This is a genomic window from Streptomyces scabiei 87.22, from assembly GCF_000091305.1.
GTDB lineage: Bacteria > Actinomycetota > Actinomycetes > Streptomycetales > Streptomycetaceae > Streptomyces > Streptomyces scabiei.
Genome location: NC_013929.1, coordinates 7,208,990 through 7,230,930 on the forward strand (window position 1 = coordinate 7,208,990; position 21,941 = coordinate 7,230,930).

Below are 21,941 nucleotides of genomic sequence, written 5' to 3' on the forward strand. Positions count from 1 at the left end.
CCCGGGTCAGTCGAGCACCCGGGCCAGCGCGAATCCGTCGTACCCCTTGGTGCCGACCGTCTGGATCGCCGTGCCGCTCAGCCTCGGGTGCGCGGCGATGAGTTCGATGGCGGCCCGGGTGCCGCGGACGTCCGGCTCGGTGCTGCCGGCGTCGGCGACCCGGCCGCCGCGTACGACGTTGTCGACGACGATGACGCTGCCGGCCCGGGTGAGCTTCAGGGCCCACTCCACGTAGTGCGGGTTGTTGGCCTTGTCCGCGTCGATGAAGACCAGGTCGAACGGCTCGGGGTTCTCGTCCGTCAGCTTGGGCAGCGACTCCAGGGCGGGGCCGACGCGTACCTCGACGATGCCGTCGAGCCCGGCGCGCGCGATGTTGCGGCAGGCGACCTCCGCGTGCCGGGCGCTGTACTCCAGGGAGACCAGCCGGCCGTCGGCGGGCAGCGCGCGGGCCAGCCAGATGGTGCTGTAGCCGCCGAGGGTGCCGATCTCCAGGATGCGGCGGGCGCCCTGGATCAGGGCGAGGAGATGCAGGAACTTGCCCTGGTTGGCGGCGACGTCGATGGCCGGCAGTCCGGCCGCCTCGTTGTCGCGCAGTGCCGCCTCCAGGACCTCGTCGTTCGGGGCGAGGTGGGTGGTGAAGTAGGTGTCGACGTCGTCCCAGGTCCGCGACTCGCTCATGAAGCTGTGCCTCCCGCGCCTTTCGTCGGAGCAGTTACTTAGAACGGCTAAGTAGATGCGCTAAAGAATAGGCGCGGGGCAGGCCCCCTGTCAGCGGTTCCCGGGGCGTGTTTCAGCCGATCGGCCCGGACTTCGGGTCGGCCGGGGCCGCGGGGGTCTGCGGATGCCCGCCCGGGGGCATCGGCGCGCCCGGGGCCGGGAACGGGCCCGGCGGCGGGTACGCCCCCGGGTGCGGCGCGTACCCGCCCGGTGGCGGATACGCCCCCGGCGGCGGCACGGGCGGCAGCTGCCGCTTCGCGTTGCGTCTGAGCACGATCGCGACGGCCACCCCCTTGATCGCCAGCACGGCGAAGCCGATGCCGAACGTCACCAGCCAGCCGGGTATGCCCCACACGGTCCACATCTCGTCCACGTGAATGACCTTTCTATAGGGTTCGTCGGTCGCCGCCCGCCGCAGCGTGTGGTCGCCGGAGATCAGCTCCGGCCGCGGGAAGTCCTGCTCGACGGCGGTGAGGAAGTCCGTACCGCCCCCGGTGAGACCGGCGAGCGGGCCCGACCGCCCCGTAAGGCGCCCGGCGAACGTCACCTGCGGCGCGTCCCCGCCGATCGAGGATCCGGGCTCCATCCGGTGCCCGGCGAGCACGTACAGGTCGAGGGCCTGCGGGGTGGTGGCCAGGCGGGACAGGCGCATCGGGTAGACCGGCGCGTCGGCCGCGAAGGTCAGATGCAGCGGGTCGAGGGTGCCGGTCAGCGGCCGGCCGGCGGCGGTGTCCTCCGGTGCCAGCCGGACCGCCACGTACTCCCACTCCTGCCGCACGTACGGCTCCAGTGCCGTGTCCAGGCGGTCCGGGAGCGAGAAGCCGTTCTCGTCGAGCCAGTCGCCGAGGGCGCCGGAGTCGGTGGCGGTCAGCCGGGCCACGTCGAACGGGCCGAGCCGTTCGCGGCCGACGACCTCCACCGGAGCCCCCGGACTGCGGGGCGCGGCGTCCCCCGCAGCACCGTCGCTCTCGAACAGGTCGAACGGCCAGTCCCGCGAGCGTGGCCAGAAGTACTCCCGCCGCTCGTACACGGGTGCGGTCTCCGCCGCGAGCCGCTCGAAGACGGCCGCGTCCCCGAGCCGCACCGTCGCGCGGTGCGGCACCGGCATGATCCAGGCGGCCGTGCGGGCGTCGCCCGAGACCGTCAGACTCATGACGATCTGCTCCTCGCGACCGTCCCAGCGCACCACGGACGTCTCGCGGTTCACGTACACGTTCCGCCGGCCGTCCGGCACCATCGCCCCGCAGCCGCAGGCGTACGCCGGTGCCACGAGCGAGGCCAGCTGGAAGCCCAGCAGCGCGAGCACCACGACCAGAAGCCGTCCGCGCCCCTGTAGGCAACCGTTCATCCCCCGTGCTCCCCCCGTCGTGCGTCCGTGCCTGCGGCCATGCTGTCAGGCGATTGTCAGTGGCCTGTCACGATCCCGCACGTGACGCGCATCCGTGATCGACGTCGTGCCCTGCGAGGGCGGGCAACCTCGCGCGCACTATGGTCATCCCGGACAAAACAGAGGTGACTCCCGGGTGAAGCGGGGGTTACCCGTGTCCTGCGAGGGGGGCAGTGCGAGCCTTCTCGGTGGGACGTGGGCGGCTCGGAGGGACGACAGCGCGTGGCGACGGAGCGGAGCAGACCGGGCGGTGCCGTCGGCACGGGTGCGGCGGTGGGCCGGTTGGGGGCGGTACGAGCCGTGCTGTGGCTGGTCGCCGCGGTCCTGGCGGTGCGGCAGGTCGCCGTCGCGCTGGGCACACCCAAGGGTGAGCGGCTCACGGATCTGGAGACCTGGGTCGGGCCCGGCGGGGTCCTGCACGTGACGGGCTCGCTGTACGACTCGACCCGGTTCACCGGCACCCCGTTAGCCGGACTCGTCCTCAAGCCCCTCACTCGAACGGCTGAAGAGGCTCTGGGTTGGGGCTGGACCTTCGGCACGCTGTTGCTGGTGGTCGCGCTCGGTCTGGTCGCGGCCCGTGCCCTGCCCGGGCCCGCCACCCGTCGCACCGCTCTGCTGGCGGCTCCTGTGGCGATCACCTTGTTGATGCTGTCGTTGCCGGTGCGCAACACGCTGTATCTGGGCCAGACCAGTGTCCTGCCCGTTCTGCTGGTCCTGGTGGGCTGTTTCCTGGTGCGGGGCGAGCGCGCGGGCGGTGTCTGTGTGGGGCTGGCCGCGGCGTTCCAGCCGACGGTGCTGCTGTTCGTGGTGCTGTTGTGGTTCACCGACCGCCGGCGGGCCGCCGCGAGCACCGGGATCACGTTCGCCGCCGCCACGGCGCCGGCCTGGGTGGCGCTGCCGCACGACTCGTACACCTACTGGGTGCACCATCTGGCCGGTGTCGGCCTCGGCGGCAGGGCCGACGACCTCGCCAACCAGTCCCTGCACGGCGCCCTGCTCCGCTTCGGCCTCACCGGCCCGGCGGAGATCGCCCTCTTCCTCGCGCTGGCCGCTGCCGTGGCGGTCGTCGGCATGCGGCGGGCCGTCCACCACGCCCGCGACGGGCAGTTGCTGCTCGCCGTCGCGATCACCGGCTGCGTGGTGGTGGCGGTCTCGCCGACGTCCTGGCAGCACCAGCTGCTGTGGGTGCTGCTCACCGTGGTCGGCCGGGTCGGCACGAAGCAGTCCTCACGCTACGCCTGGCCCGTCGCGGTGGTCCTGGTGATGACACTGCCCGCGAAGATGATGGTCCCGAACGCGGCCGTCCTGCAGCCCCTGCGGGACAACGTCGTCCTGCTGGCCGCACTCGCCGCCGCACTCCTCGTGCCGTTCCTCTCCCGCACCTCGCAGCACTACCGCACCCCGATTCCCACCCGGTACGCCCCCAGGCCGCAGACGCGTCTTCGCTGGGCCCCGCTGCTGCGGCGGGTGGCCACCCGGCCGAACCTGCTGCTGGAGCTGCTGCTGATCCGGGTCACGTATGCGGCCTACCAGCGCACGCGGCTGGAGGCGACCGGCAGCCGGGCCGCCGCCGAGGAGCACGCCGGGCAGATCCTCGCCGTCGAGAGGGTGCTGTTCCTGGACGTGGAGCACTGGTTCAACCACACGGTCGTCCGGATCGGCTGGCTGCGGGGCTTCTTCGACTTCTACTACACCTCGTTCCATTTCGTGGTCCCGCTGACGGTCCTCGGCGTCCTGTACTGGCGCCGTCCGGCGGACTACCGCTGGGCCCGCACCGCGATCGGTTTCACCACGGTGCTGGCGCTTGTCGGGTTCTTCTTCTATCCGCTGGCGCCGCCGCGGCTGATGCCCGGCCTGGGCATCATCGACACCATCCACGGCGTTCAGGACTTCTCCCGCCCGGACTACGGCAGGCTGACGGAGGTGGCCAACCAGTACGCCGCGATGCCGTCCCTGCATTTCGGCTGGTCACTGTGGTGCGGGCTGACCATCGCGATCGTCGCGCCGAGGGTGTGGATGAAGGTGCTGGGGCTGCTGCATCCCTTCTTCACGGTCCTGGCGATCGTGGCGACCGGCAACCACTGGGTCCTCGACGCGGCCGGCGGCGCGGCGGTGGTCGGCGCGGGCTTCGGCCTCACCTACCTCCTGACGGGACCGAGGACCACGGTGTCCCGGCCGCAGCCCGGGGAACCGGGTGAGCACCCGCGCGTGGACCGCGGCCCGGCGCCGGGCCTGTCACCGGTCTCCCGGCAGAACGACGGAGGCAGGGGCGGGGCGTAGGGGGGCTGCGCCCCTGCCTCCATCGGGACGGGCCGACGGCGCCGGGAGGCCGTCGGCCCGAGCACTGCGGGGTGGGGCTCTCAGGCCGTGGTCACCTGGAGGTGCTTGACCCCGTTGATCCATGCCGAGCGCAGCCGGCTCGGTTCGCCGGCCAGCCGGAGGCCGGGCATCGCGTCGGCGATCGCGTTGAAGATCAGGTCGATCTCCAGGACGGCCAGGGACTTGCCGAGACAGAAGTGCGGGCCTCCGCCGCCGAAGCCGAGGTGGGGGTTGGGGTCACGGGTGATGTCGAAGGTGTCGGGGTCGGTGAAGACGTCCGGGTCGTGGTTGGCGGAGGCGTAGAAGATGCCGACGCGGTCCCCCTTGCTGATCCGCTTGCCGCCGAGTTCGAGGTCCTGGGTGGCGGTGCGCTGGAAGGCGTTGACCGGCGCGGCCCAGCGGACGATCTCCTCGGCCGCCGTCGCCGGGCGTTCGCGCTTGTAGAGGTCCCACTGGTCGGGGTGGGTGAGGAAGGCGTGCATGCCGTGCGTGATGGCGTTGCGGGTCGTCTCGTTGCCGGCGACCGCCAGCATCAGCACGAAGAAGCCGAACTCGTCGGAGGTGAGGTTCCCCTCGTCCTCGGCGGCCACCAGGGTGGTGACGATGTCCTTCGCCGGGCACTGTTTGCGGTCGGCGGCCATGTTCATGGCGTAGGCGATGAGTTCCATCGCCGACTGCTGGCCGACCTCCTCGGTGATGGCGTACTCCGGGTCGTCGTAGGAGATCATCCGGTTCGACCACTCGAAGATCCGGATGCGGTCCTCCTGGGGGATGCCGATCAGCTCGGCTATGGCCTGGAGGGGAAGTTCGCAGGCGACCTCGGTGACGAAGTCGAAGGGACCCGCGTGGGCGCCGGCCTCCCGGGCGATGTTCAGGGCGCGGTGGCGCAGGTTGTCCTCCAGTGCGCGGATCGCCCGCGGGGTGAAGACGCGCTGCACGATCTGGCGGACCCGGGTGTGCTCCGGCGGGTCCATGTTCAGCAGGATCAGCCGCTGGGCGTCGATCGCGTCGCGCTCGATGTGCTCGTTGAAGCGGATGATCGCGGTGTTGACCGTCGAGGAGAACAACTCCGGGTGCGTGGAGACGTACTTGACGTCCGCGTGCCGGGTGACGGCCCAGTAGCCCTCGTCCGCGAAGCCCGCGATGCCGGGTGCCTGCGGAATCCAGTGGACCGGTTCCGCGCGGCGCAGTTCGGCGAACTCCGGGAGGGGGACACGGTGGTGCAGCAGGTCGGGGTCGGTGAGGTCGAACCCGTCGGGCAGCGCTGGACAGGGCATCGGCGACTCCTGACGGAGCATCAGATATAGAGAATTGCGGTGACCGTAGTAACGGGTTCTACAACAAGCAAGGGGTACGGGCTTTTCAGTTGCCGCACGCCCCTTGCGGTGGCGGAGCCGCGCTCAGCAGACTGCTGAAGAGAACTAGAACGCGTACTAGTTCTGCGTGGCGGGCCGGGCCGGGACGCCCCGCGCCGCGCGGGTAACCCGTTGAGAGGAATCCCCATGGCCGCGGAACCCGTGATCGTCGAAGCCGTACGCACTCCCATCGGCAGGCGCGGTGGCGCGCTCGCCAACCTGCACCCCGCCTACCTGCTGGGCGAGACCTACCGTGAACTCCTCGGCCGGACCGGCATCCCCGCCGACTGCGTCGAGCAGATCGTCGGCGGCACCGTGACCCACGCCGGCGAGCAGTCCATGAACCCCGCGCGCACGGCCTGGCTGACCATGGGCCTGCCGTACGAGACGGCCGCGACCACGGTCGACTGCCAGTGCGGGTCCTCGCAGCAGGCCTCGCACATGGTGGCCAACATGGTCGCGGCGGGCGTCATCGACGTCGGGATCAGCTGCGGTGTCGAGGCCATGTCCCGGGTGCCGCTCGGATCGGGGTCCAAGCACGGGCCCGGCAAGCCGTTCCCGGAGGAGTGGAACGTCGATCTGCCCAACCAGTTCGAGGCGGCGGAGCGGATCGCCCGGCACCGGGGGCTCACCCGGGAGGACGTGGACGCGCTCGGGCTGCTCTCCCAGGAGCGGGCCGCCGCCGCGTGGGCCGAGGAGCGGTTCAAGAAGGAGACCTTCGCCGTCCAGGTGCCGACGACCGAGGCGGAACAGGGGGCCGGGCAGGGCATGTGGCGGCTGGTCGACCACGACGAAGGTCTGCGGGACACCTCCGGGGAGGCGCTGGCCCGGCTGAAACCGATCATGCCGACGGCCGTCCACACGGCGGGCAACTCCTCGCAGATCAGCGACGGCGCGGCGGCGATCATGTGGGCCTCGAAGCGGATGGCCCGGGCGCTGAAGCTGCGGCCCCGGGCGCGGATCGTCGCCCAGGCGCTGGTCGGCTCCGACCCCCACTTCCACCTCGACGGGCCGATCGACGCGACCAGGGCGGTGCTGGGGAAGGCGGGGATGTCGCTCAAGGACATCGACCTCGTCGAGATCAACGAGGCCTTCGCGTCGGTGGTGCTGAGCTGGGCGCAGGTCTTCGACCAGGACCTGGCGAAGGTGAACGTCAACGGCGGCGCCATCGCCCTCGGCCACCCGGTGGGAGCGACGGGCGCCCGGCTCATCACGACCGCCCTGCACGAACTGGAGCGGACGGACAAGGAGTTCGCGCTGGTGACGATGTGCGCGGGCGGCGGGCTGGCGACGGGGACGATCATCCAGCGGTTGTGAGCGGGGTCCGCCGGTGCAGGCGGCGGAGGTGCCCCTGCCGGCCGTACCGCGGCCGGCAGGGCCTTCCCCCGTGCGGCCACGTCCCCCGTGCCGCCTCGTTCCCCCGTGGCGGCCGGTCGCGCCGCCCTTTCCCCCGTGAGCGGCACGTCCCCCGTGGGCGTGCCGCTCCGTGTGCGGCCCCCGTACCGCCCACAGCACTGATTCCACCGGATCGCGCATTGTCAGGCAGGGGTGTCGAGCCTGCCAAACAATGGCCGGACGCTCCCTCTCCGCTTAGCCGGACGGATGCGTACGTTGGTCCTCCGGAACGGTACGGGCGAGGTGGAGGGGAACAGCGCGGTGGCGGGTCGTCGTGAGGTGCCGGTCGATCCGGGGGCCGGACCGGTACAACGGTTCGCGTTCGAGCTGCGGAAGCTGCGGACCGAGGCGGGCGGCCTCACCTACCGGGCGATGGCCACGCGCGCGGGCTACTCGATCACCACCCTCTCCCAGGCGGCCGGCGGTGAGCAGTTGCCCACGCTGCCGGTGGCCCTGGCCTTCGCGGGGGCCTGCGGAGGCGACCTCGCGGAGTGGGAGAGCCGCTGGCACCGGGCCGTCGAGGAGGCCGCCGCGTTCGACCCGGAGAACGAGGGGGCGGACGCGGCACCGCCGTACCGCGGGCTCGCCCGGTTCGAGACCGGCGACAGCGGGCTCTTCTTCGGCCGGGACGGCCTCACCGCCGAGCTGGCCGCACTGCTGGGCCGCCGCAGGTTCGCGGCGGTCTTCGGTCCGTCGGGGATCGGCAAGTCCTCCCTGCTGCGTGCCGGTCTCATCCCCGTTCTCCGGGAGTCGGGGGAGCGGGGCAGCCGGCTGTCCGGGATCCGGATCCTGACGCCCGGCGACCGCCTGTCCCGCACGCATGAGCTGCTGAGGCGGGCGAGCGCTCCCGGCGACGGCGCCGCCACCGGCGACACCCTCGTGGTCGTCGACCAGTTCGAGGAGGTCTTCACCCTCTGCCACGACCCGGCCGAACGGAACCGGTTCATCGACCTGCTGCTCACCGCCCGCGATCCCGGGAGCCGGCTGCGCGTCCTGATCGCCGTGCGCGCGGACTTCTACGGCCGCTGCGCCGAACACCGTGAGCTGGCCGGGGCGCTGGGGGACGCCAACCTGCTGGCCGGGCCGATGAGTCCGGCGGAGCTGCGCGAGGTCGTCGTCAAGCCCGCCGCGGCCGCCGGGCTGACCGTGGAAAGGGCCCTGACCGCACGGCTGGTCGAGGAGATCACCGACGCGCCCGGCGGTCTGCCGCTGCTGTCCCACGTCCTGCTGGAGACCTGGCGGCGCCGCAGGGGCAAGACACTGACCCTCGCCGGGTACGAGGCGGCCGGTGGCCTGGACGGGGCCATCGCCAAGACCGCCGAGGACGTGTACGGCCGGTTCACCGGGGCCGAGGCGGTGACGGCCCGCCGGGTGCTGCTGCGGCTGATCACCCCCGGCGACGGCACCCCCGACACCCGCAGGCCCGCCGACCGGGCCGAACTGGAGGCCACCGGCACCGGCCGGGAGGAGGTCGCCGAGGTCCTGGAGGCCCTCACCCGGGCCCGTCTGCTCACCCTCGACGGCCCGGCCGTCGACCTCGCCCACGAGGCGCTCATCACGGCCTGGCCCCGGCTGCGCGGCTGGATCGAGGAGGACCGGGACCGTCTGCGGGCCCACCGGCAGCTGACCGAGGCGGCCCGCGCCTGGGAGGAACTGGGCCGCGACGCCGGCGCGCTGTACCGGGGAAGCCGGCTCGCCACGGCACGGGAGTACTTCGGGGGCCCGCGCCACACCGACGACCTGACCGACCGGGAGGCCGCCTTCCTGGCGGCCGGCATCTCCGCCCTCGACCAGGAGGAACGCGCCCGCGCCCGGAGCACCCGCCGGCTCCGCGTCCTCGTCGGCTCCCTCGCCTGCCTCCTCGCCCTCGCGCTCACCGCGACCGCCGTCGCCTACTGGCAGCGCCGCACCGCCCTCGACGCCCAACGGGACGGCCTCTCCCGCCAGTTGGCGGCCCAGTCCGCCGCGCTGCTGGACAGCGACACCGATCTCGCCTCCCTGCTGGCCATCAAGGCGTACCGGACGAGCCCCACCCGCGAGGCCACCCGGAGCCTGTACGCCGCCGCGGCCGTACCTCTGGAACACCGGCTGACCGGACACACCGCGACCGTGTCGGCCCTGGCCTACAGCCCCGACGGCGAGACCCTCGCCAGCGGCGCCTTCGACGGCACGGTACGGCTGTGGGACCCGGCGACCGGCCGTACCCGGAAGGTGTTCGGCGGACATGCGGGCCGGGACACCCCCGAGTTCGTCCGCACCCTGGCCTTCGGCCCGGACGGCAGGACCCTCGTCACCGGCGGCAATGACGAGGCACGGCTGTGGGACCCGGACACCGGGCGCGTCCGGGCCTCGGTCGCCGTCCGTCACCCCGACGACGACAACATGGCCGCGGTGGGCTTCGACCGCGACGGGCGCGCACTCGCCGTCACGGAGAGCGGGCAGGTGCTGGACGTGGCCGACGGCCGCGTCACGACCACGCTCCGGGGCCCCACCGGCCTGGAGATGGCGGTCGCGTTCGGCCCCGACGGGCGCACCCTCGCCACCAGCGTCCGGAACCGCACCGCGCAGCTGTGGGACCTGACGACCGGCCGGGTGCTGTTCACCCTCAGGAGCACCACGGGAGTGGTCAGTTCACTCGCCTTCGACCACACCGGGAAGACCCTGGCCACCGGCACCGAGGACGGCACCGTCCATCTGTGGAACGTGGCCGACGGCACCCGGCGGACCACGCTCACCAGCGCCAGCAGCCGCGTGGAGTCCCTGGCGTTCGCCCCGGACGGCAGAACCCTGGCCGCCGGCAGCTACGACGGCACCGTGCGTCTGTGGGACCCCGCCACCGGACGGGCCCGCACCACCCTCACCGGCCACACCAGCCCGGTCATGTCGGTGGCGTTCAGCCCGGACGGGAACCGGCTGGCGACGGGCGACGAGGCCGGCAGCTTCGGCGGCGGCGACGTCGGGGTCCGGCTGTGGAAGGTGGGCACGAACCGCCCCCGCGCCACCCTGCACGTCCCCGGCGGAGACCTGCGGTCGGTCGCCTACGGCCCGGACGGCGACACCATCGCCACCAGCAGCGACGAGACGAACGTGCGCGACGGGAGGACCCGTGGTGCGGTCCGGCTGTGGGACGCGGCCACCCGCCGCCCGCGGGGCACCCTCATGGACGGGCCGGCCGGCGGCGGACCGGTCCTCTTCAGTCCCGACGGCAGGACCCTGGCCGTCACCGCCGGCCCCCGGGGGCAGCTGTGGGACGTCGCCACCCGGCGGATCCGGACCACGTTCCCGGTCCGGTTCGTCAACGGGATGGCGTTCAGCCCCGACGGAAGGACGCTGGTGACGGTGGGCGAGGGGCTCGTGCTGTGGGACGCCCGCACGGGGCGCCCGCGGGTGGAACTGCCCGAGGCGGAGGAGGGCTCGCCCGTGGCGTTCAGCCCCACGGGGGACGTCTTCGCCACCACCGCCGGGAGCGGGGACGGGACGATCCGGCTCCGTGACCCGGCCACCGGGCGGGTCCGGTCCACGCTCGCCGAACCCCGCGGCGGCGTCCCGCCGAGGACGGCGAGCGGCGGCCCGCCCCTCTTCCGGCAGGTGCAGGCGATGGCCTTCGGCCCGGACGGCCGTACGCTCGCCTCCGCCGAGTCCGACGGCAAGGTGCGGCTGTGGGACACCGGCACCGGACACCTCGACGCCACCCTCACCGTCAGCCTCACGGACGGCCCCGTCGAGCTGGCCTTCAGCCCCGACGGCCGCACCCTCGCCACGGTCGGCGGCGGCGCGGTACGGCTGTGGGACACCGCCACGAGGTACGCGCGCGCCAGTTTCCCCGACGGGGGCGGCACGCTGCGGCCCGCGTTCAGCCCCGACGGCCGCACCCTCGTCGTCGGCGGCCGCCGCGACCGGCTGAGCCTGTGGGACGTGGACCTGCCGCTCCCGGCCCGGGCGGTCACCGGCATCTGCCGGGCCGTTCACCGCGACCTCACCCGGCCGGAGCGGGCGCTGTACCTGCCGGACGGGGAGCCGGGCCGGGTGTGCTGAAGCCGGGCCGGGCCGCCGGGGCCGTACCGCCGGTGCTCACAGCTCCGGCGGGTCGAGGGCGCTCAGGTCGGACGGGAGCAGCCCGGGGTGGTAGGCGGCGAGAGCGGCGCCGCCGAGCCACCAGCCCCGGTGGACCAGGGCCCGGCACAGGGACGGGCTGAGCCGGTCGAAGACGGTGGGGACGAGGGCGAGGTCGCGGCCGTCGTGCGTGCGGTGTTCCGGGAAGGCCGCGCGCCAGCGGTGCGGCAGCGGGTCCGCGTCCGGGAAGTCCGTGGAGAGCTGCACGAGGATGCCCCGGCGGGCCCCGTCCGGGAGTTCGCCGACGGGGCCGAGCGCCGCGGCGCGCCGGAAGCGCTCGATCGTGGCCCGGGTGCGGAGCGTGGTGCTCTGGCGGTAGAGGAGCGAGTTGGCTCTCGCCAGGTCGCGGATCACCGGGATGCGGCCGTACATGCCGGGACGCAGCAGGCCGCCCGCGTTGAGTGCGCACAGGAACGTACGGCGGTAGCGGTCGCCGTCGATGGCCTCCAGGCCGGTGTTGTCGTAGGTGCCGCCGTCCAGGAGGGCCGGGTCGTGTGCGGCGCAGGGGAAGGGGGAGCCGTCGAGGACCACGGGCGGGAGGAGTCCGGGCACGGCGGCCGAGGCCGAGACGGCGCGGCTCAGACGCAGGCCCGTGCCCGCCGTGCGGGCGAGGCCGATGGAGTAGTCGCCGTACACGTCGCGTTCGAAGCCGAAGCGGACGCCCGTGGTCATGTTGGCGGCGTTGACGATCCAGCGGACCTGGGGGTCGAGGTCGGCCAGCTCGGTCTCGCCGAGGAACCAGTCGTCGAGGCGCCGGGCCAAGAGATCGGTGCGGGTGGTGGGGCCGAGGGTGCGCCAGATGTCGCGCAGCAGCGACCGCTTGAGGGAGTGGGAGGAGACGTGGTCGACGACGGGGGCGGTCACCAGCTCGTCCACGGCTCGCGGGGTGAAGTTCCGCTCCCGCAGGGCCGGCCAGGCGGTGGCCAGGCACGCGTTCGCTATCGAGCCGCCGGACACGGACGACGCGTAGCGCAGATGGCGCAGCAGCCCGGCGTCGGCCAGCAGACGGACGAAGCCCAGGGCGGAGAGCGTGGCGCGGAAGCCGCCGCCGGAGAGGGCGAGGGCGACCGGGGTGCCGGTGGCGGGCGGCGGTTCGGCCGGGCGGAGCGGGTCCCCGCAGGGGCGGGCGGTCAGGCCGGTGCCGAGGGCGGGGGAGTCGACGGCCCACGCCGGGCCGTCGGACGGGCCGGGGCGCGCCGCGGGGGAGGGGGCGGCCTCCGGCGGTGCGGGGCGGGGGGCGGGGCGTGTGAAGGTGTCGTGCGCGTGCCGGGACCTGGTCATGGCCGGTCTCCCATCGTGATGACGAGCGCCTGGTCGGCGGGGCCCCTGACCTCGACCTCGAAGGCCCGGTCCGCCCGCAGTTCCGCCAGCGCCTCCTCGGCGAAGGGGATGTGGTTGGTGAGGTGGACGACGTACTCGTCCTCGGGCGCGCGGGACTCCACGAGCCACCGCAGGGTGTCCTCGCCCGGGTGGTGGTGGCGGACGCCGTCGGCCGAGATGACGTAGTGGTCGGCCCGGATCCGCTCGAAGAAGTCCGGCTCCACGTTGCGCTCGCTGCCGTGGTGCGGGAGTTTCAGCAGGTCCACGTGGAACGGGGCGGCGTCGTCGAGCAGGTCCAGCGCGCGCAGCCCGGCGAGGACGTGGTCGCCGCGGGCGTCGCCGGTGAGCAGGGCGGTGCCGTCCGCGTGCCGCAGGAGCAGCACGATGCTGGAGAGGTTCGGCACCGAATCGTCCGCGTAGGCCGCCGAGATGACCTCCGGGTCGCCGCGCCGTCTCGCCTCGTGCCACTTCTCCGCCAGCTCGGCCAGCGCGCCCTCGTCCGGCGCGACGACCGTGACGTCCAGGTCGTGCAGGGTCGCCTCGGCGCCCTCGGTGAGGGGGCCGCCGAACGGGGCGTTGCCGTCCAGGCGCAGGGCGACGGCCGCGTCGCGGATGTCCCGGCCCTGGTTGTAGCTGGCCGTCACCGCCGCTTCGGAGGCGGCGGCGTGTTCGAGGAGCGGGTGGACGGAGGCGCTCAGGCCGGGAACGTGCCGGTCGACCAGCTCCTCCACGGAGTTGAACCACAGCGCGTCCACGTCGTACGGCAGGGCCTCACCGTCGTGCTGGGCCTGCCGCATGTCCCGGAAGAGGCGCACGAGTCCGCCCGCGTGGTCGTCGTCGACGTGGGAGAGGCAGACGACGTCGAGGTGGGGAGGGAGGCCGTCGCGCGGGGGATCGTGTGCGGGCGGGTCGCCGTCCCGGTCCTGGCCGCCCGGGCGGGCGCGGTCCCCGTCCGGGCCGGTGAGCCGGTGCAACCGGCCCTGCAGGGAGGCCCGGTAGACGGGGGAGGGGCCGCCGTCGACGAGCATGACCCGTTCGCCGTCCGGGCCCCGCCCGTTCCCGGGGTCATGTCCGCCCTCGGGCCCTTGTCCGTCCCGCTCCGCGTCCCAGCGGACGAGGAAGCAGTCGCCGTGGCGGGCATCGAGGAAATCGAAGGTCAGCATGGTCGCCTGCCTCGCCGGGCCGGTGGCTCGGCCGTCACACGGACTGCATGGCGCGCAGTACGTCGACGAGCCCATGGCCCTGGAAGTTGCGTTCACGGGCGAGGTCGGTCGCCGTCGCGCAGAGGATCTCCTTCACGCGCTCGGGGCGGCCGAGCAACTCGCGGTAGCGGGCCAGCAGCATGGCCGCGGCCCCGCTGACGTGTGCCGCCGCCTGGCTGGTGCCGTGCATGGCGGCGATGCCCTCGCCGGGGATCGGCCCGTCGATGTCCTCCCCCGGCGCCACCAGGTCGGGTTTGGGCCGCCCGTCGCCGGTGGGGCCACGGCTGGAGAAGTAACTGACGCCGTGGCGGTGCGGATTGCTGCGGTGGGTGGAGCCGACCGTGATGACGGACTCCGCGTTGCCGGGGTCGGAGATGCTGATGTCCTGGAAACCGGTGCCCAGCGTGCGTACGGCCCCGGTGAATCCGGCGTTCCCGGCGGCCGTCACCACGACCACCCCGGACCGGGTCAGCCGGTCGCACTCGACGCACACCGGTGTCCACCCCGTGGAGTGGGTGGCGACGTCGTGCGGCACCGACAGACTGAGGTTGACCCCGGCGATGACGAACCGCCCCGCCTGTTCGTTGATGTGCCGGATGGCCTGCAGCGCGGTGACGATGGAGAACTCGTCGCCCTCGCCGTCGTCGTTCAGCACCCGGAAGTCGTACAGCCGGATGCGCGGGCAGATGCCCCTGAACTCCAGCTCCGGCCACCAGCCGCCGATGATCCCGGCGATGTGCGTGCCGTGCTGGTCGCCCGGCGGCACATACGGGTCCGGCTGCCCCGGGGCGGGCGGACCGGGGGCCGGGCCGACCTCCACGGACGGCAGGGCGGCCGTCCAGTTCACCAGCCCGTTGACCAGCGCGTCGTCGGGGAGTTTCGCCCGTACGCAGGTGAAGTCGAAGGAGCGGGCGATGCGCGACTCCAGTCTGCGCGGCGGTGTGACGGCGGTGTCCCACTCGTGGAACGCCGAGTGCCGCGCGTCGATGCCGCTGTCCACGACGGCCCAGCCGATGGAGGCGCTGTCCACCGAGAACACCTGCTCGGCGGCGTCGGCCTTGATGGTCCGCCGCGACCGGACCACCGCGCGGGTGGCCCGTCGGTTCGTCGTCACGGAGACCACGGGGTACTTCTGCCGCCGGTCGACGACCTGTCCGACCGGGCTGTGGGCGCCCCGCACCGGGTACACGTCCGGGACGGCCTCGGCCAGCATGCGGACGAGCGTGCCGGTGACGTCCTGGTGACGCGGGTGTCCGCTCGCGTCCGCCACCACCCTCGCCAACAGGTTGAGGAACCAGGTGAGTTGCCGGCCGCGTTCCTGCCGGCGCCGCATGTTGTCGTGGATCTCGCTGGTCGCCGGCGCCCGGATGTGCCCCCGCAGCGCCGCGTCGATCCCCTCCGCGCCGCTCTCGACGGCGAGTTCGTGGGCGACCCGCACGACCCCGGCGAGACTGGTCAACGGCAGCAGCACCGTCACCAGTTCCTCCAGCGTCAGCTGCGCCACGACGAAGCTCCCGGCCGCGACCGGCCGGGCCGCCTCCGTCAGCCGCAGCATCTGCAGGCGTTCCAGGGCCCGCTCGACCCCGTACTCCTCGCGGACGGCGAGAATCAGATCCTGCCGGTACGCGGACGAGGGCGACGCCGGTGTCGGTGGCGTCGGCGGTGGCACCGGCAGCTGCGTCGACGGTGGCGTCGGCGGTTCGGAGAAGGCCAGCCACACGTCGAAGTGCACGGGGCAGTCGGTCGCCCAGAGGACGGGGACGGGGCCCGTCCCGTAGAACACCGCCAGGAGTTCCGATCGGTCCATCGTGGCTCCCGATGCGCGTGGCGTGGGAGGGACTTCAGGGACTCCCTCCATTCTCCGCCCCGGCCCCGGCCCCCGCATCCGGGGCGGACACGACGAAGAAGGCGGCGGCCCGGGGGATCGGGGGCCGCCGCCTTCGGTCAGGTTCGGCCGCTCCGGCCGGTTCGGCCGGGGGCACGAGTCGTGCCGGATCAGTACCAGTTGTTGGCCTGCCAGAAGTTCCACGCGCCACAGGGGCTGCCGTAGCGGTCCTTCATGTAGTCAACGCCCCACTTGATCTGGGTGGCGGCGTTGTTCTTCCAGTCGGAGCCCGCGGAGGACATCTTCGAGCCGGGGAGCGCCTGGACCAGGCCGTAGGCGCCGGAGGACGCGTTCGTCGCGTGGATGTTCCAGTCGCTCTCGTGGTCGACGATGTGGGAGAAGCACGTGTACTGGGCCGAGTTCCCGATCATCTTCTTCGCGACAGCCTGGGCCTGGGAGGCCTCCGACGCGGCCTGGGCGGGCGCGGCGGCGAACAGCGCACCGGTGGCGGCAGCGGCCAGGGTGACACCGGCGAGGGCCTTCTTCGGGGAGGCGATGCGGCGGAGAGCGGAGCGGGTCACGGGGATCCTTTTCTACGGGGACATGGCCGTCGCGGGCATGCCTTCACCACACGGTGTGCGGTGGGGGCGTACGTCGGCGCCGAGGCCCGGGTGGGCTCGTCGGCGCCGTGCGACTCCTCCAGAGAAACAGCCCGAGCGAACGTCCGCAATGACCCCTTTTGCTAGTTGTGGTCGTATCCGCGCCGAGGGCCCCGCCTGTGACGTGGCTCTCATTGCGCAGGTCAGCGGGCGTTTAGGCATGCGCATGCCACGAACTTCGATCTACGACCCCGCTTCGTATGTGATGTGGGCCCTGTGGGCTGCTTCACCGCCCTTGCGACGGACGGTGATCCCCACGGCGCGCAGCGTTCACCGAAGAGCGGGGCGAATGTGACCGCGCTCTCGCACGCGGCGCCCGGGGTGGCCTGGCGCAGGGCCTTCAACGGCGGGGGCAGAGGGTGCGGGGCAGGGCGGCGGTGACGACCGCGCGGGCCCGAGTGCCGACCGCGGGCCGTGGCAGGCGGTACGCGGGGAAAGCGGTCGCCGGACCCGGGCGCCGGGTTAGGTTCGGGCCATGCGCATGGGGAGACTGCTGGGATCGGGCCGCACGGCCGACGTGTACGAACTTCACCTCGACGAGGACGAGTCCCCACCGCCCGCCGACGTCGGCCTCACGCCCTCCCTCGAACCCTCCGCCCCCGACGGACGGGCCGACGGCGACGGAAGCGACGAGCATGCCGGACGCGCCGGCCACACCGGCCCTGACGTAGGCGGTCCCGGAGACCTGACCGGAATCGGCGGCCATTCTGGCCGTACCGGCCTCGACGGCCGTACCGGCATAGGCGGCCATACCGGAAGCGGCGGCCCCGGCGGCCCGGACGGAGACAGCCCCGGGGGCCATGCCGGAACGGGTGGCCCCGGCGGCCAAGCCGGCCTCGACAGCCTTACCGATTCGGGCGGCCCCGGCGACCACGCCGGAACCCGCGGCCCCGCGAGCCCGGCAGGGGCCACCGCGGCCTGGGTGCTGAGGCGCTACCGGGACGGCTGGGGTGACGCGGCCGCCGAGGCCGAGGTCATGGCCTACGTCCGGCGTCATGGGTACCCCGTCCCGCGCGTGCGCTCGGCGACCCGTACGGAGATGGTGCTGGAGCGTCTGTCCGGCCCGACGATGCTGGAGGCCCTGGCCACCGACCTGATCGACCCGGCCCAGGCGGGCGCCACCTTGGCCCGCCTCCTCCACGCCCTCCATGCTCTCCCGCCCCGCGACGCGGCTCCCGGTTCTCGTGTTCTCCACCTGGACCTGCACCCCGACAACGTCATCCTCACGTCCCGGGGCCCCCAGGTCATCGACTGGAGCAACGCCGAGGAAGGACCGCCCGGCCTCGACTGGGGCATGTCCGCGATGATCCTGGCCCAGGTCGCCGTCGACGTGTCTGACGCACGCGCGGCGATGGCCCACGCCGTCCTCGTCTCCCTCCTCGGCCACCGGCCCGAAGGGCCCTCCGCCCTGACGGAGGAGGGGCTCGTCGAGGCGGGACGACGCCGGGCGGCCACGCCGACGATGACCACGCGCGAGGTCGAACTCATCTCAGCCGCAGAGGAGTTGGCCCGAGCCGTCAAGGATCACCGGGCGACCGCCCTCAGGCCGCCGCGTACGTGATCGGATCGCTCCCCGGTACCGCCTCCGCCCGCCCCAGCTTCACCAGGCGGCGGAGGTGTGCCTCCGCCTCGGAGACCGCGATGTTGCGGGAGCCGAAGGGGATCTGGGACCAGGGGCGGTTCCACTCCATGCGTTCGGCGAGCTGCCAGGCGGTGAGGGGGGTCGCGAGCAGGGTGAGCAGGCCGGTGAGCCGGGACTCGTGGTGGGCCAGCAGCTCCTCCACGCGGGTGGCGGAGTCGGTGAACGCGTACTGATGGGCGGGCAGGACCTCGGCGGCACCGAGGCGGCCGATGCGTTCCAGGGAGTCGAGGTAGTCGCCGAGGGGGTCGGTGACGGTGTCGTCGTCGGGGTCCTCGTAGAGGCCGATGTGCGGGCTGATCTCGGGAAGGAGATGGTCGCCGGAGAACAGGCGCCCGTGGCCGGGCAGTCCGGAGGGGTGCGCCTCCTCCAGGTGGAGGCAGACGTGCCCCGGTGTGTGCCCCGGCGTCCAGATCGCGCGGACGCGGCGGCCGGGGAGGTCAAGGAGTTCGCCGGGGGCGATCTCGCGGTCGGGGAGCGCGGGGGAGAAGCCGGGCAGCGCGCCGGGGCGGCGCGGCGGCGCGAGGTGCTCCTCGGGCGCGCCCGCCGCCGTGAGCTTGTCCGTCATGTACGTGAACCAGCGGTCCGGGCCCGTCCCGCGCGTGCGCCGCACGATCGCCGTGTCCGCCGCGTGCATGGCGATCCACGCCCCGGACGCCTCGCGCACCGCCCCCGACAGGCCGTGGTGGTCGGGGTGGTGGTGCGTGATCACGACCCCGTGGACCTCCGCGACCGACGTACCGCACGCCGTCAGTCCGGCGGCGAGCGTGTCCCAGGACGCCGGGTCGTCCCAGCCGGTGTCGACGAGGACAGGCCCCCGGTCGGTGTCGACGACGTACACGAGGGTGTGGCCGAGCGGGTTGTCCGGGATGGGGACCTCGATGGACCGTACGCCTCCGCCGTGATCGGTCACGTGTGTCATGAACTCACTATAACTAGAACGGGTTCCACCAGGGACGGGCATGCGGGCGCGCGATCACGGCCGTCCGTAGGCGGACGACATGGACTCCTCCCCCGGGAACTGGTATCAGTTCTCTACCAGAAACTGACGGTACGTCAGAGAAGTGGCTCCGGGAGGCAGCGGCCATGACCGAACTCGTGGAACACGGACAGCTGTTCATCGGCGGGGAGTTGACCGACCCCCTGGGCACCGATGTCATCGAGGTGGTCTCACCGCACACCGAGGAGGTCATCGGCCGCGTCCCGCACGCGTCGCGCGCGGACGTCGACCGGGCCGTGGCCGCCGCACGCCACGCCTTCGACCACGGCCCCTGGCCGCGCATGACCCTCGACGAACGCGTCGAGGTCGTCACCCGGATCAAGGACGCCTTCGCCGTACGCCACGAGGAGTTCGCCCGGATCATCAGCTCCGAGAACGGCACCCCGGTCACCTCCAGCGTGATGGTGCAGGCGCTCGCGTCGATGCTGGTGTGGGACGCGGCGATCACGACGGCCCGCGGATTCACCTACGAGGAGCGGCGCGACGGCGTACTCGGCAAGATCCTGGTGCGGCGCGAACCGGTCGGGGTCGTCGCGGCCGTCGTCCCCTGGAACGTCCCCCAGTTCACCGCCGCCGCGAAGCTCGCCCCCGCCCTCCTCGCCGGCTGCCCGGCGATCCTGAAGGTCTCGCCCGAAACCCCCCTGGACGCCTACCTGTTGGCGGAGATAGCCGCCGAGGCGGGCCTGCCCGAGGGCGTGCTGTCCGTCCTCCCCGCCGACCGCGAGGTCAGCGAGTACCTGGTGGGGCACCCGGGCGTCGACAAGGTCTCCTTCACCGGTTCGGTCGCCGCGGGCAAGCGGGTCATGGAGGTCGCCGCCCGCAACCTCACCCGGGTCACCCTGGAACTGGGCGGCAAGTCGGCGGCGGTGATCCTGCCGGACGCGGACGCGCAGACCGCCGTCAACGGCATCGCCCCCTTCGCCTGGATGATCAACGGTCAGGCGTGCGTAGCCCAGACCCGCATCCTCGTCCCCCGCTCCCGCTACGACGAGTTCGCCGAGGCGTTCGCGGGCTACGCCTCCGCGCTGAAGATCGGCGACCCCCTCGACCCGGCCACCGAACTCGGCCCCCTGGTCGCCGAGCGCCAGCAGCGCCGCAGCCTCGACTACATCCGCATCGGCCAGGAGGAGGGCGCCAAGATCCTCACCGGCGGCGGCCGTCCCGCCGGCCTGGAACGCGGCTGGTACGTGGAGCCGACCCTCTTCGGCGACGTCGACAACTCCATGCGCATCGCCCGCGAGGAGATCTTCGGCCCGGTGATCTGCCTCCTCCCGTACGGCGACGAAGCCGACGCCGTCCGTATCGCCAACGACTCCGACTACGGCCTCAGCGGCAGCGTCTGGACCGCCGACGACGAACGCGGCATCGACGTCGCCCGCCGGGTCCGCACCGGCACCTACTCCGTCAACACCTTCAGCCTCGACATGCTCGGCCCCTTCGGCGGCTACAAGAACTCCGGCCTGGGACGGGAGTTCGGCCCCGAGGGCTACGGCGAGTACCTGGAGCACAAGATGATCCACCTCCCGGCCGGCTACGAGCCGCCCGGCGTCACCACCCTCACCGTCGACGGGGAGGAGTGACCGGCGATGGGTGACCGCTGGCACGTGGAGGTCGACCGCGCCGTCTGCATCGGCTCCGCCCAGTGCACGCACCTGGCCCCGGACGCCTTCCGCCTCGACTCCGCCATGCAGTCCCACCCCGTCGCCCCCGACACCGACGCCAACGAACGCATCCTGAAGGCGGCCGAGGGCTGCCCGGTGGAGGCGATCGCGATCGCCCTGCCGGGCAGTGGGGAGCCGGTGTTCCCGCCGGAGGAGTAGCGGCCTACGCTCTGCGGTCGGTACGACAACGATCGGGAAGCCGGAGCGGGAAAGCGTGCGGAAGTCCGAGGCCAGGGAATTGATCAGGCAGGCGCGGGAGGCATGGGAGGCCGAGGAGTGGCAGCGCGCCGCCGACCTCTACGAACAGGTGCTCGCCCATTTCCCGGACGAGAAGCCGAGCGCGGCGTGGTGGTACGACGCCGCCCTAGGCCACAAGTTCCTGCGCGACTGGGACAAGGCGTACGAACTCGGTGTCCAGGCCGCCGCCCGCGCACCGCGCGGAGAGGGCGACCCCGCCTTCTGGAACCTGGGCATCGCGGCCACGGTCCGCCACGACTGGGCCGTCGCCCGCGACGCCTGGGCCGGCTTCGGCATCACCCTGCCCGACGGCGAGGGCGAGATCCACGGCCGCTTCGGGCATGCCTGCGTCCGTCTGGACACCGAGGGCTCGCGCGAGGTGGTGTGGATCGAGCGGCTGTGCCCGACGCGCGGACGCGTGCTCAGCGTCCCCGTGACCGGCGGCCGCCGGCACGGCGAGATCGTCCTCCACGACGGTGAGCCCAACGGTGAACGCGTCGTCGACGGCTCGGCCTTCCCGGTCTTCGACGAGCTGCTGCTCTTCGAGTCGTCCGACCTGCCCACGTTCCAGGTGACGGTCGCGGCCGGTGAACCGGAGGACCTGGACACCCTCGTCGCCCTCTTCGCCGACCACGGCTTCGCCGCCGAGCCGGCCGACACCCTGACGACCTACTGCGCCTGCTGCAGCGAGGGCACTCTCCACAAGGAGCCCCGGGCGCCCAGCGCCGGCGCCCAGCGTGTCTCCCTCGCGGCCCCGGAGGACGAGGCCCGCCGCCTGCTCGGCCGGTGGGCGGGGGAGAAGGCGATCGGGCGCAGCTGGAGCGGGCTGGAGGCCGTGGCGTAGAGGGAGGGGAAGCGCCACCGCCCGGAGTGCCGGAGTACCGGAGTGCCCGAATGTCGGAAAAGTCGAAAAAGTTCCCTTCAGGGGGTTGTCTTCCCTGTGGGGCGTTCTATGGTGGAAATCGGCCTACGAGACGAGTGAGGGAGCCGACCGAAGTAGCCGACAGCGGCGTGAGGCAGCAGATCCGCCGGTGCCGACGTCGACGGTCGGGCTGAGAGGCCGGAAGGCAGCACGACAGGGCCTGACGGTGACCCCAGCACCTGACGCCGGA

The 21,941-nt window shown here is 72.9% G+C and carries 15 protein-coding genes; 7 read left to right on the forward strand and 8 right to left on the reverse strand.

The window, feature by feature from the left end; genetic code table 11:
- Positions 1–6 precede the first annotated feature (6 nt).
- Both SCAB_RS31180 and SCAB_RS31185 read right to left on the reverse strand, forming a co-directional pair.
- Entirely contained in the window at positions 7–678 is a 672-nt protein-coding gene (locus SCAB_RS31180) for an O-methyltransferase (RefSeq protein WP_013004087.1), read from the reverse strand.
- A 112-nt stretch (positions 679–790) separates the two neighbouring features.
- Positions 791–2,065 (reverse strand): DUF2330 domain-containing protein, encoded by a 1,275-nt coding sequence (locus SCAB_RS31185; RefSeq protein WP_041669876.1) that lies wholly within the window; start codon positions 2,063–2,065, stop codon positions 791–793.
- A 261-nt stretch (positions 2,066–2,326) separates the two neighbouring features.
- Here SCAB_RS31185 and SCAB_RS31190 point away from each other — a divergent pair, with 261 nt between their 5' ends.
- The gene (locus tag SCAB_RS31190) at positions 2,327–4,384 is read left to right on the forward strand and encodes a bifunctional glycosyltransferase 87/phosphatase PAP2 family protein (RefSeq protein ID WP_013004089.1); all 2,058 of its coding nucleotides are present in this window, start codon (positions 2,327–2,329) and stop codon (positions 4,382–4,384) included.
- Positions 4,385–4,464: 80 nt separating this feature from the next.
- Here the strand turns inward: SCAB_RS31190 and SCAB_RS31195 are convergent, their stop codons facing one another.
- Positions 4,465–5,700, reverse strand: coding sequence for a cytochrome P450 (locus tag SCAB_RS31195; protein ID WP_013004090.1), 1,236 nt, complete (start codon positions 5,698–5,700; stop codon positions 4,465–4,467).
- A 225-nt stretch (positions 5,701–5,925) separates the two neighbouring features.
- On the opposite strand from SCAB_RS31195, the gene SCAB_RS31200 reads away from it, so the two are divergent.
- On the forward strand, positions 5,926–7,095 hold the full coding sequence (locus SCAB_RS31200; protein ID WP_013004091.1) for a steroid 3-ketoacyl-CoA thiolase: 1,170 nt from the start codon (positions 5,926–5,928) through the stop codon (positions 7,093–7,095).
- Between the two features lie 339 nt (positions 7,096–7,434).
- Positions 7,435–11,208 carry an nSTAND1 domain-containing NTPase gene (locus tag SCAB_RS31205; protein WP_041671093.1) on the forward strand — a complete coding sequence of 1,258 codons (3,774 nt, stop codon included), beginning with the start codon at positions 7,435–7,437 and terminating at the stop codon, positions 11,206–11,208.
- Between the two features lie 36 nt (positions 11,209–11,244).
- On the opposite strand, the gene SCAB_RS31210 is transcribed toward SCAB_RS31205, so the two are convergent.
- From SCAB_RS31210 to SCAB_RS31225, 4 genes are all read right to left on the reverse strand, one after another.
- A complete protein-coding gene (locus tag SCAB_RS31210; RefSeq protein WP_013004093.1) occupies positions 11,245–12,567 on the reverse strand; it encodes a patatin-like phospholipase family protein in 1,323 nt (440 codons plus the stop codon).
- Positions 12,564–13,769 carry a ComEC/Rec2 family competence protein gene (locus tag SCAB_RS31215; protein WP_013004094.1) on the reverse strand — a complete coding sequence of 402 codons (1,206 nt, stop codon included), beginning with the start codon at positions 13,767–13,769 and terminating at the stop codon, positions 12,564–12,566. Before SCAB_RS31215 ends, SCAB_RS31210 begins: the two co-directional genes overlap by 4 nt.
- A gap of 34 nt (positions 13,770–13,803) precedes the next feature.
- Positions 13,804–15,615 carry a S8 family serine peptidase gene (locus tag SCAB_RS31220; protein ID WP_013004095.1) on the reverse strand — a complete coding sequence of 604 codons (1,812 nt, stop codon included), beginning with the start codon at positions 15,613–15,615 and terminating at the stop codon, positions 13,804–13,806.
- A 188-nt stretch (positions 15,616–15,803) separates the two neighbouring features.
- A complete protein-coding gene (locus tag SCAB_RS31225; protein ID WP_013004096.1) occupies positions 15,804–16,214 on the reverse strand; it encodes an aggregation-promoting factor C-terminal-like domain-containing protein in 411 nt (136 codons plus the stop codon).
- Positions 16,215–16,767: 553 nt separating this feature from the next.
- On the opposite strand from SCAB_RS31225, the gene SCAB_RS49300 reads away from it, so the two are divergent.
- Positions 16,768–17,853 (forward strand): phosphotransferase, encoded by a 1,086-nt coding sequence (locus tag SCAB_RS49300; RefSeq protein WP_013004097.1) that lies wholly within the window; start codon positions 16,768–16,770, stop codon positions 17,851–17,853.
- Here SCAB_RS49300 and SCAB_RS31235 read toward each other — a convergent pair.
- Positions 17,834–18,853 (reverse strand): MBL fold metallo-hydrolase, encoded by a 1,020-nt coding sequence (locus SCAB_RS31235; RefSeq protein WP_013004098.1) that lies wholly within the window; start codon positions 18,851–18,853, stop codon positions 17,834–17,836. The two genes, SCAB_RS49300 and SCAB_RS31235, sit on opposite strands and share 20 nt — an antisense overlap.
- A gap of 164 nt (positions 18,854–19,017) precedes the next feature.
- Between SCAB_RS31235 and SCAB_RS31240 the strand changes: the two genes are divergently transcribed.
- From SCAB_RS31240 to SCAB_RS31250, 3 genes are read left to right on the forward strand one after another with little or no spacing between them, the layout of a single operon-like run.
- Complete coding sequence (locus SCAB_RS31240; RefSeq protein WP_013004099.1) at positions 19,018–20,511, forward strand: aldehyde dehydrogenase; 1,494 nt, start codon at positions 19,018–19,020, stop codon at positions 20,509–20,511.
- 6 nt (positions 20,512–20,517) lie between these two features.
- Complete coding sequence (locus SCAB_RS31245) at positions 20,518–20,751, forward strand: ferredoxin (protein ID WP_013004100.1); 234 nt, start codon at positions 20,518–20,520, stop codon at positions 20,749–20,751.
- A gap of 55 nt (positions 20,752–20,806) precedes the next feature.
- Positions 20,807–21,673: a tetratricopeptide repeat protein gene (locus SCAB_RS31250; RefSeq protein WP_013004101.1), complete on the forward strand. Its 867-nt coding sequence runs from the start codon at positions 20,807–20,809 to the stop codon at positions 21,671–21,673.
- Positions 21,674–21,941 lie beyond the last annotated feature (268 nt).

Bases quoted from the DNA above. Each gene is read 5' to 3' on its own strand.
- SCAB_RS31185 (WP_041669876.1), bottom strand. From the start codon at position 2,065: ATGAACGGTTGCCTACAGGGGCGCGGACGGCTTCTGGTCGTGGTGCTC.
- SCAB_RS31220 (WP_013004095.1), bottom strand. From the start codon at position 15,615: ATGGACCGATCGGAACTCCTGGCGGTGTTCTACGGGACGGGCCCCGTC.
- SCAB_RS31210 (WP_013004093.1), bottom strand. From the start codon at position 12,567: ATGACCAGGTCCCGGCACGCGCACGACACCTTCACACGCCCCGCCCCC.
- SCAB_RS31240 (WP_013004099.1), top strand. From the start codon at position 19,018: ATGACCGAACTCGTGGAACACGGACAGCTGTTCATCGGCGGGGAGTTG.
- SCAB_RS31245 (WP_013004100.1), top strand. From the start codon at position 20,518: ATGGGTGACCGCTGGCACGTGGAGGTCGACCGCGCCGTCTGCATCGGC.
- SCAB_RS31195 (WP_013004090.1), bottom strand. From the start codon at position 5,700: ATGCCCTGTCCAGCGCTGCCCGACGGGTTCGACCTCACCGACCCCGAC.
- SCAB_RS31180 (WP_013004087.1), bottom strand. From the start codon at position 678: ATGAGCGAGTCGCGGACCTGGGACGACGTCGACACCTACTTCACCACC.
- SCAB_RS31215 (WP_013004094.1), bottom strand. From the start codon at position 13,769: ATGCTGACCTTCGATTTCCTCGATGCCCGCCACGGCGACTGCTTCCTC.
- SCAB_RS49300 (WP_013004097.1), top strand. From the start codon at position 16,768: ATGCGCATGGGGAGACTGCTGGGATCGGGCCGCACGGCCGACGTGTAC.
- SCAB_RS31235 (WP_013004098.1), bottom strand. From the start codon at position 18,853: ATGACACACGTGACCGATCACGGCGGAGGCGTACGGTCCATCGAGGTC.
- SCAB_RS31200 (WP_013004091.1), top strand. From the start codon at position 5,926: ATGGCCGCGGAACCCGTGATCGTCGAAGCCGTACGCACTCCCATCGGC.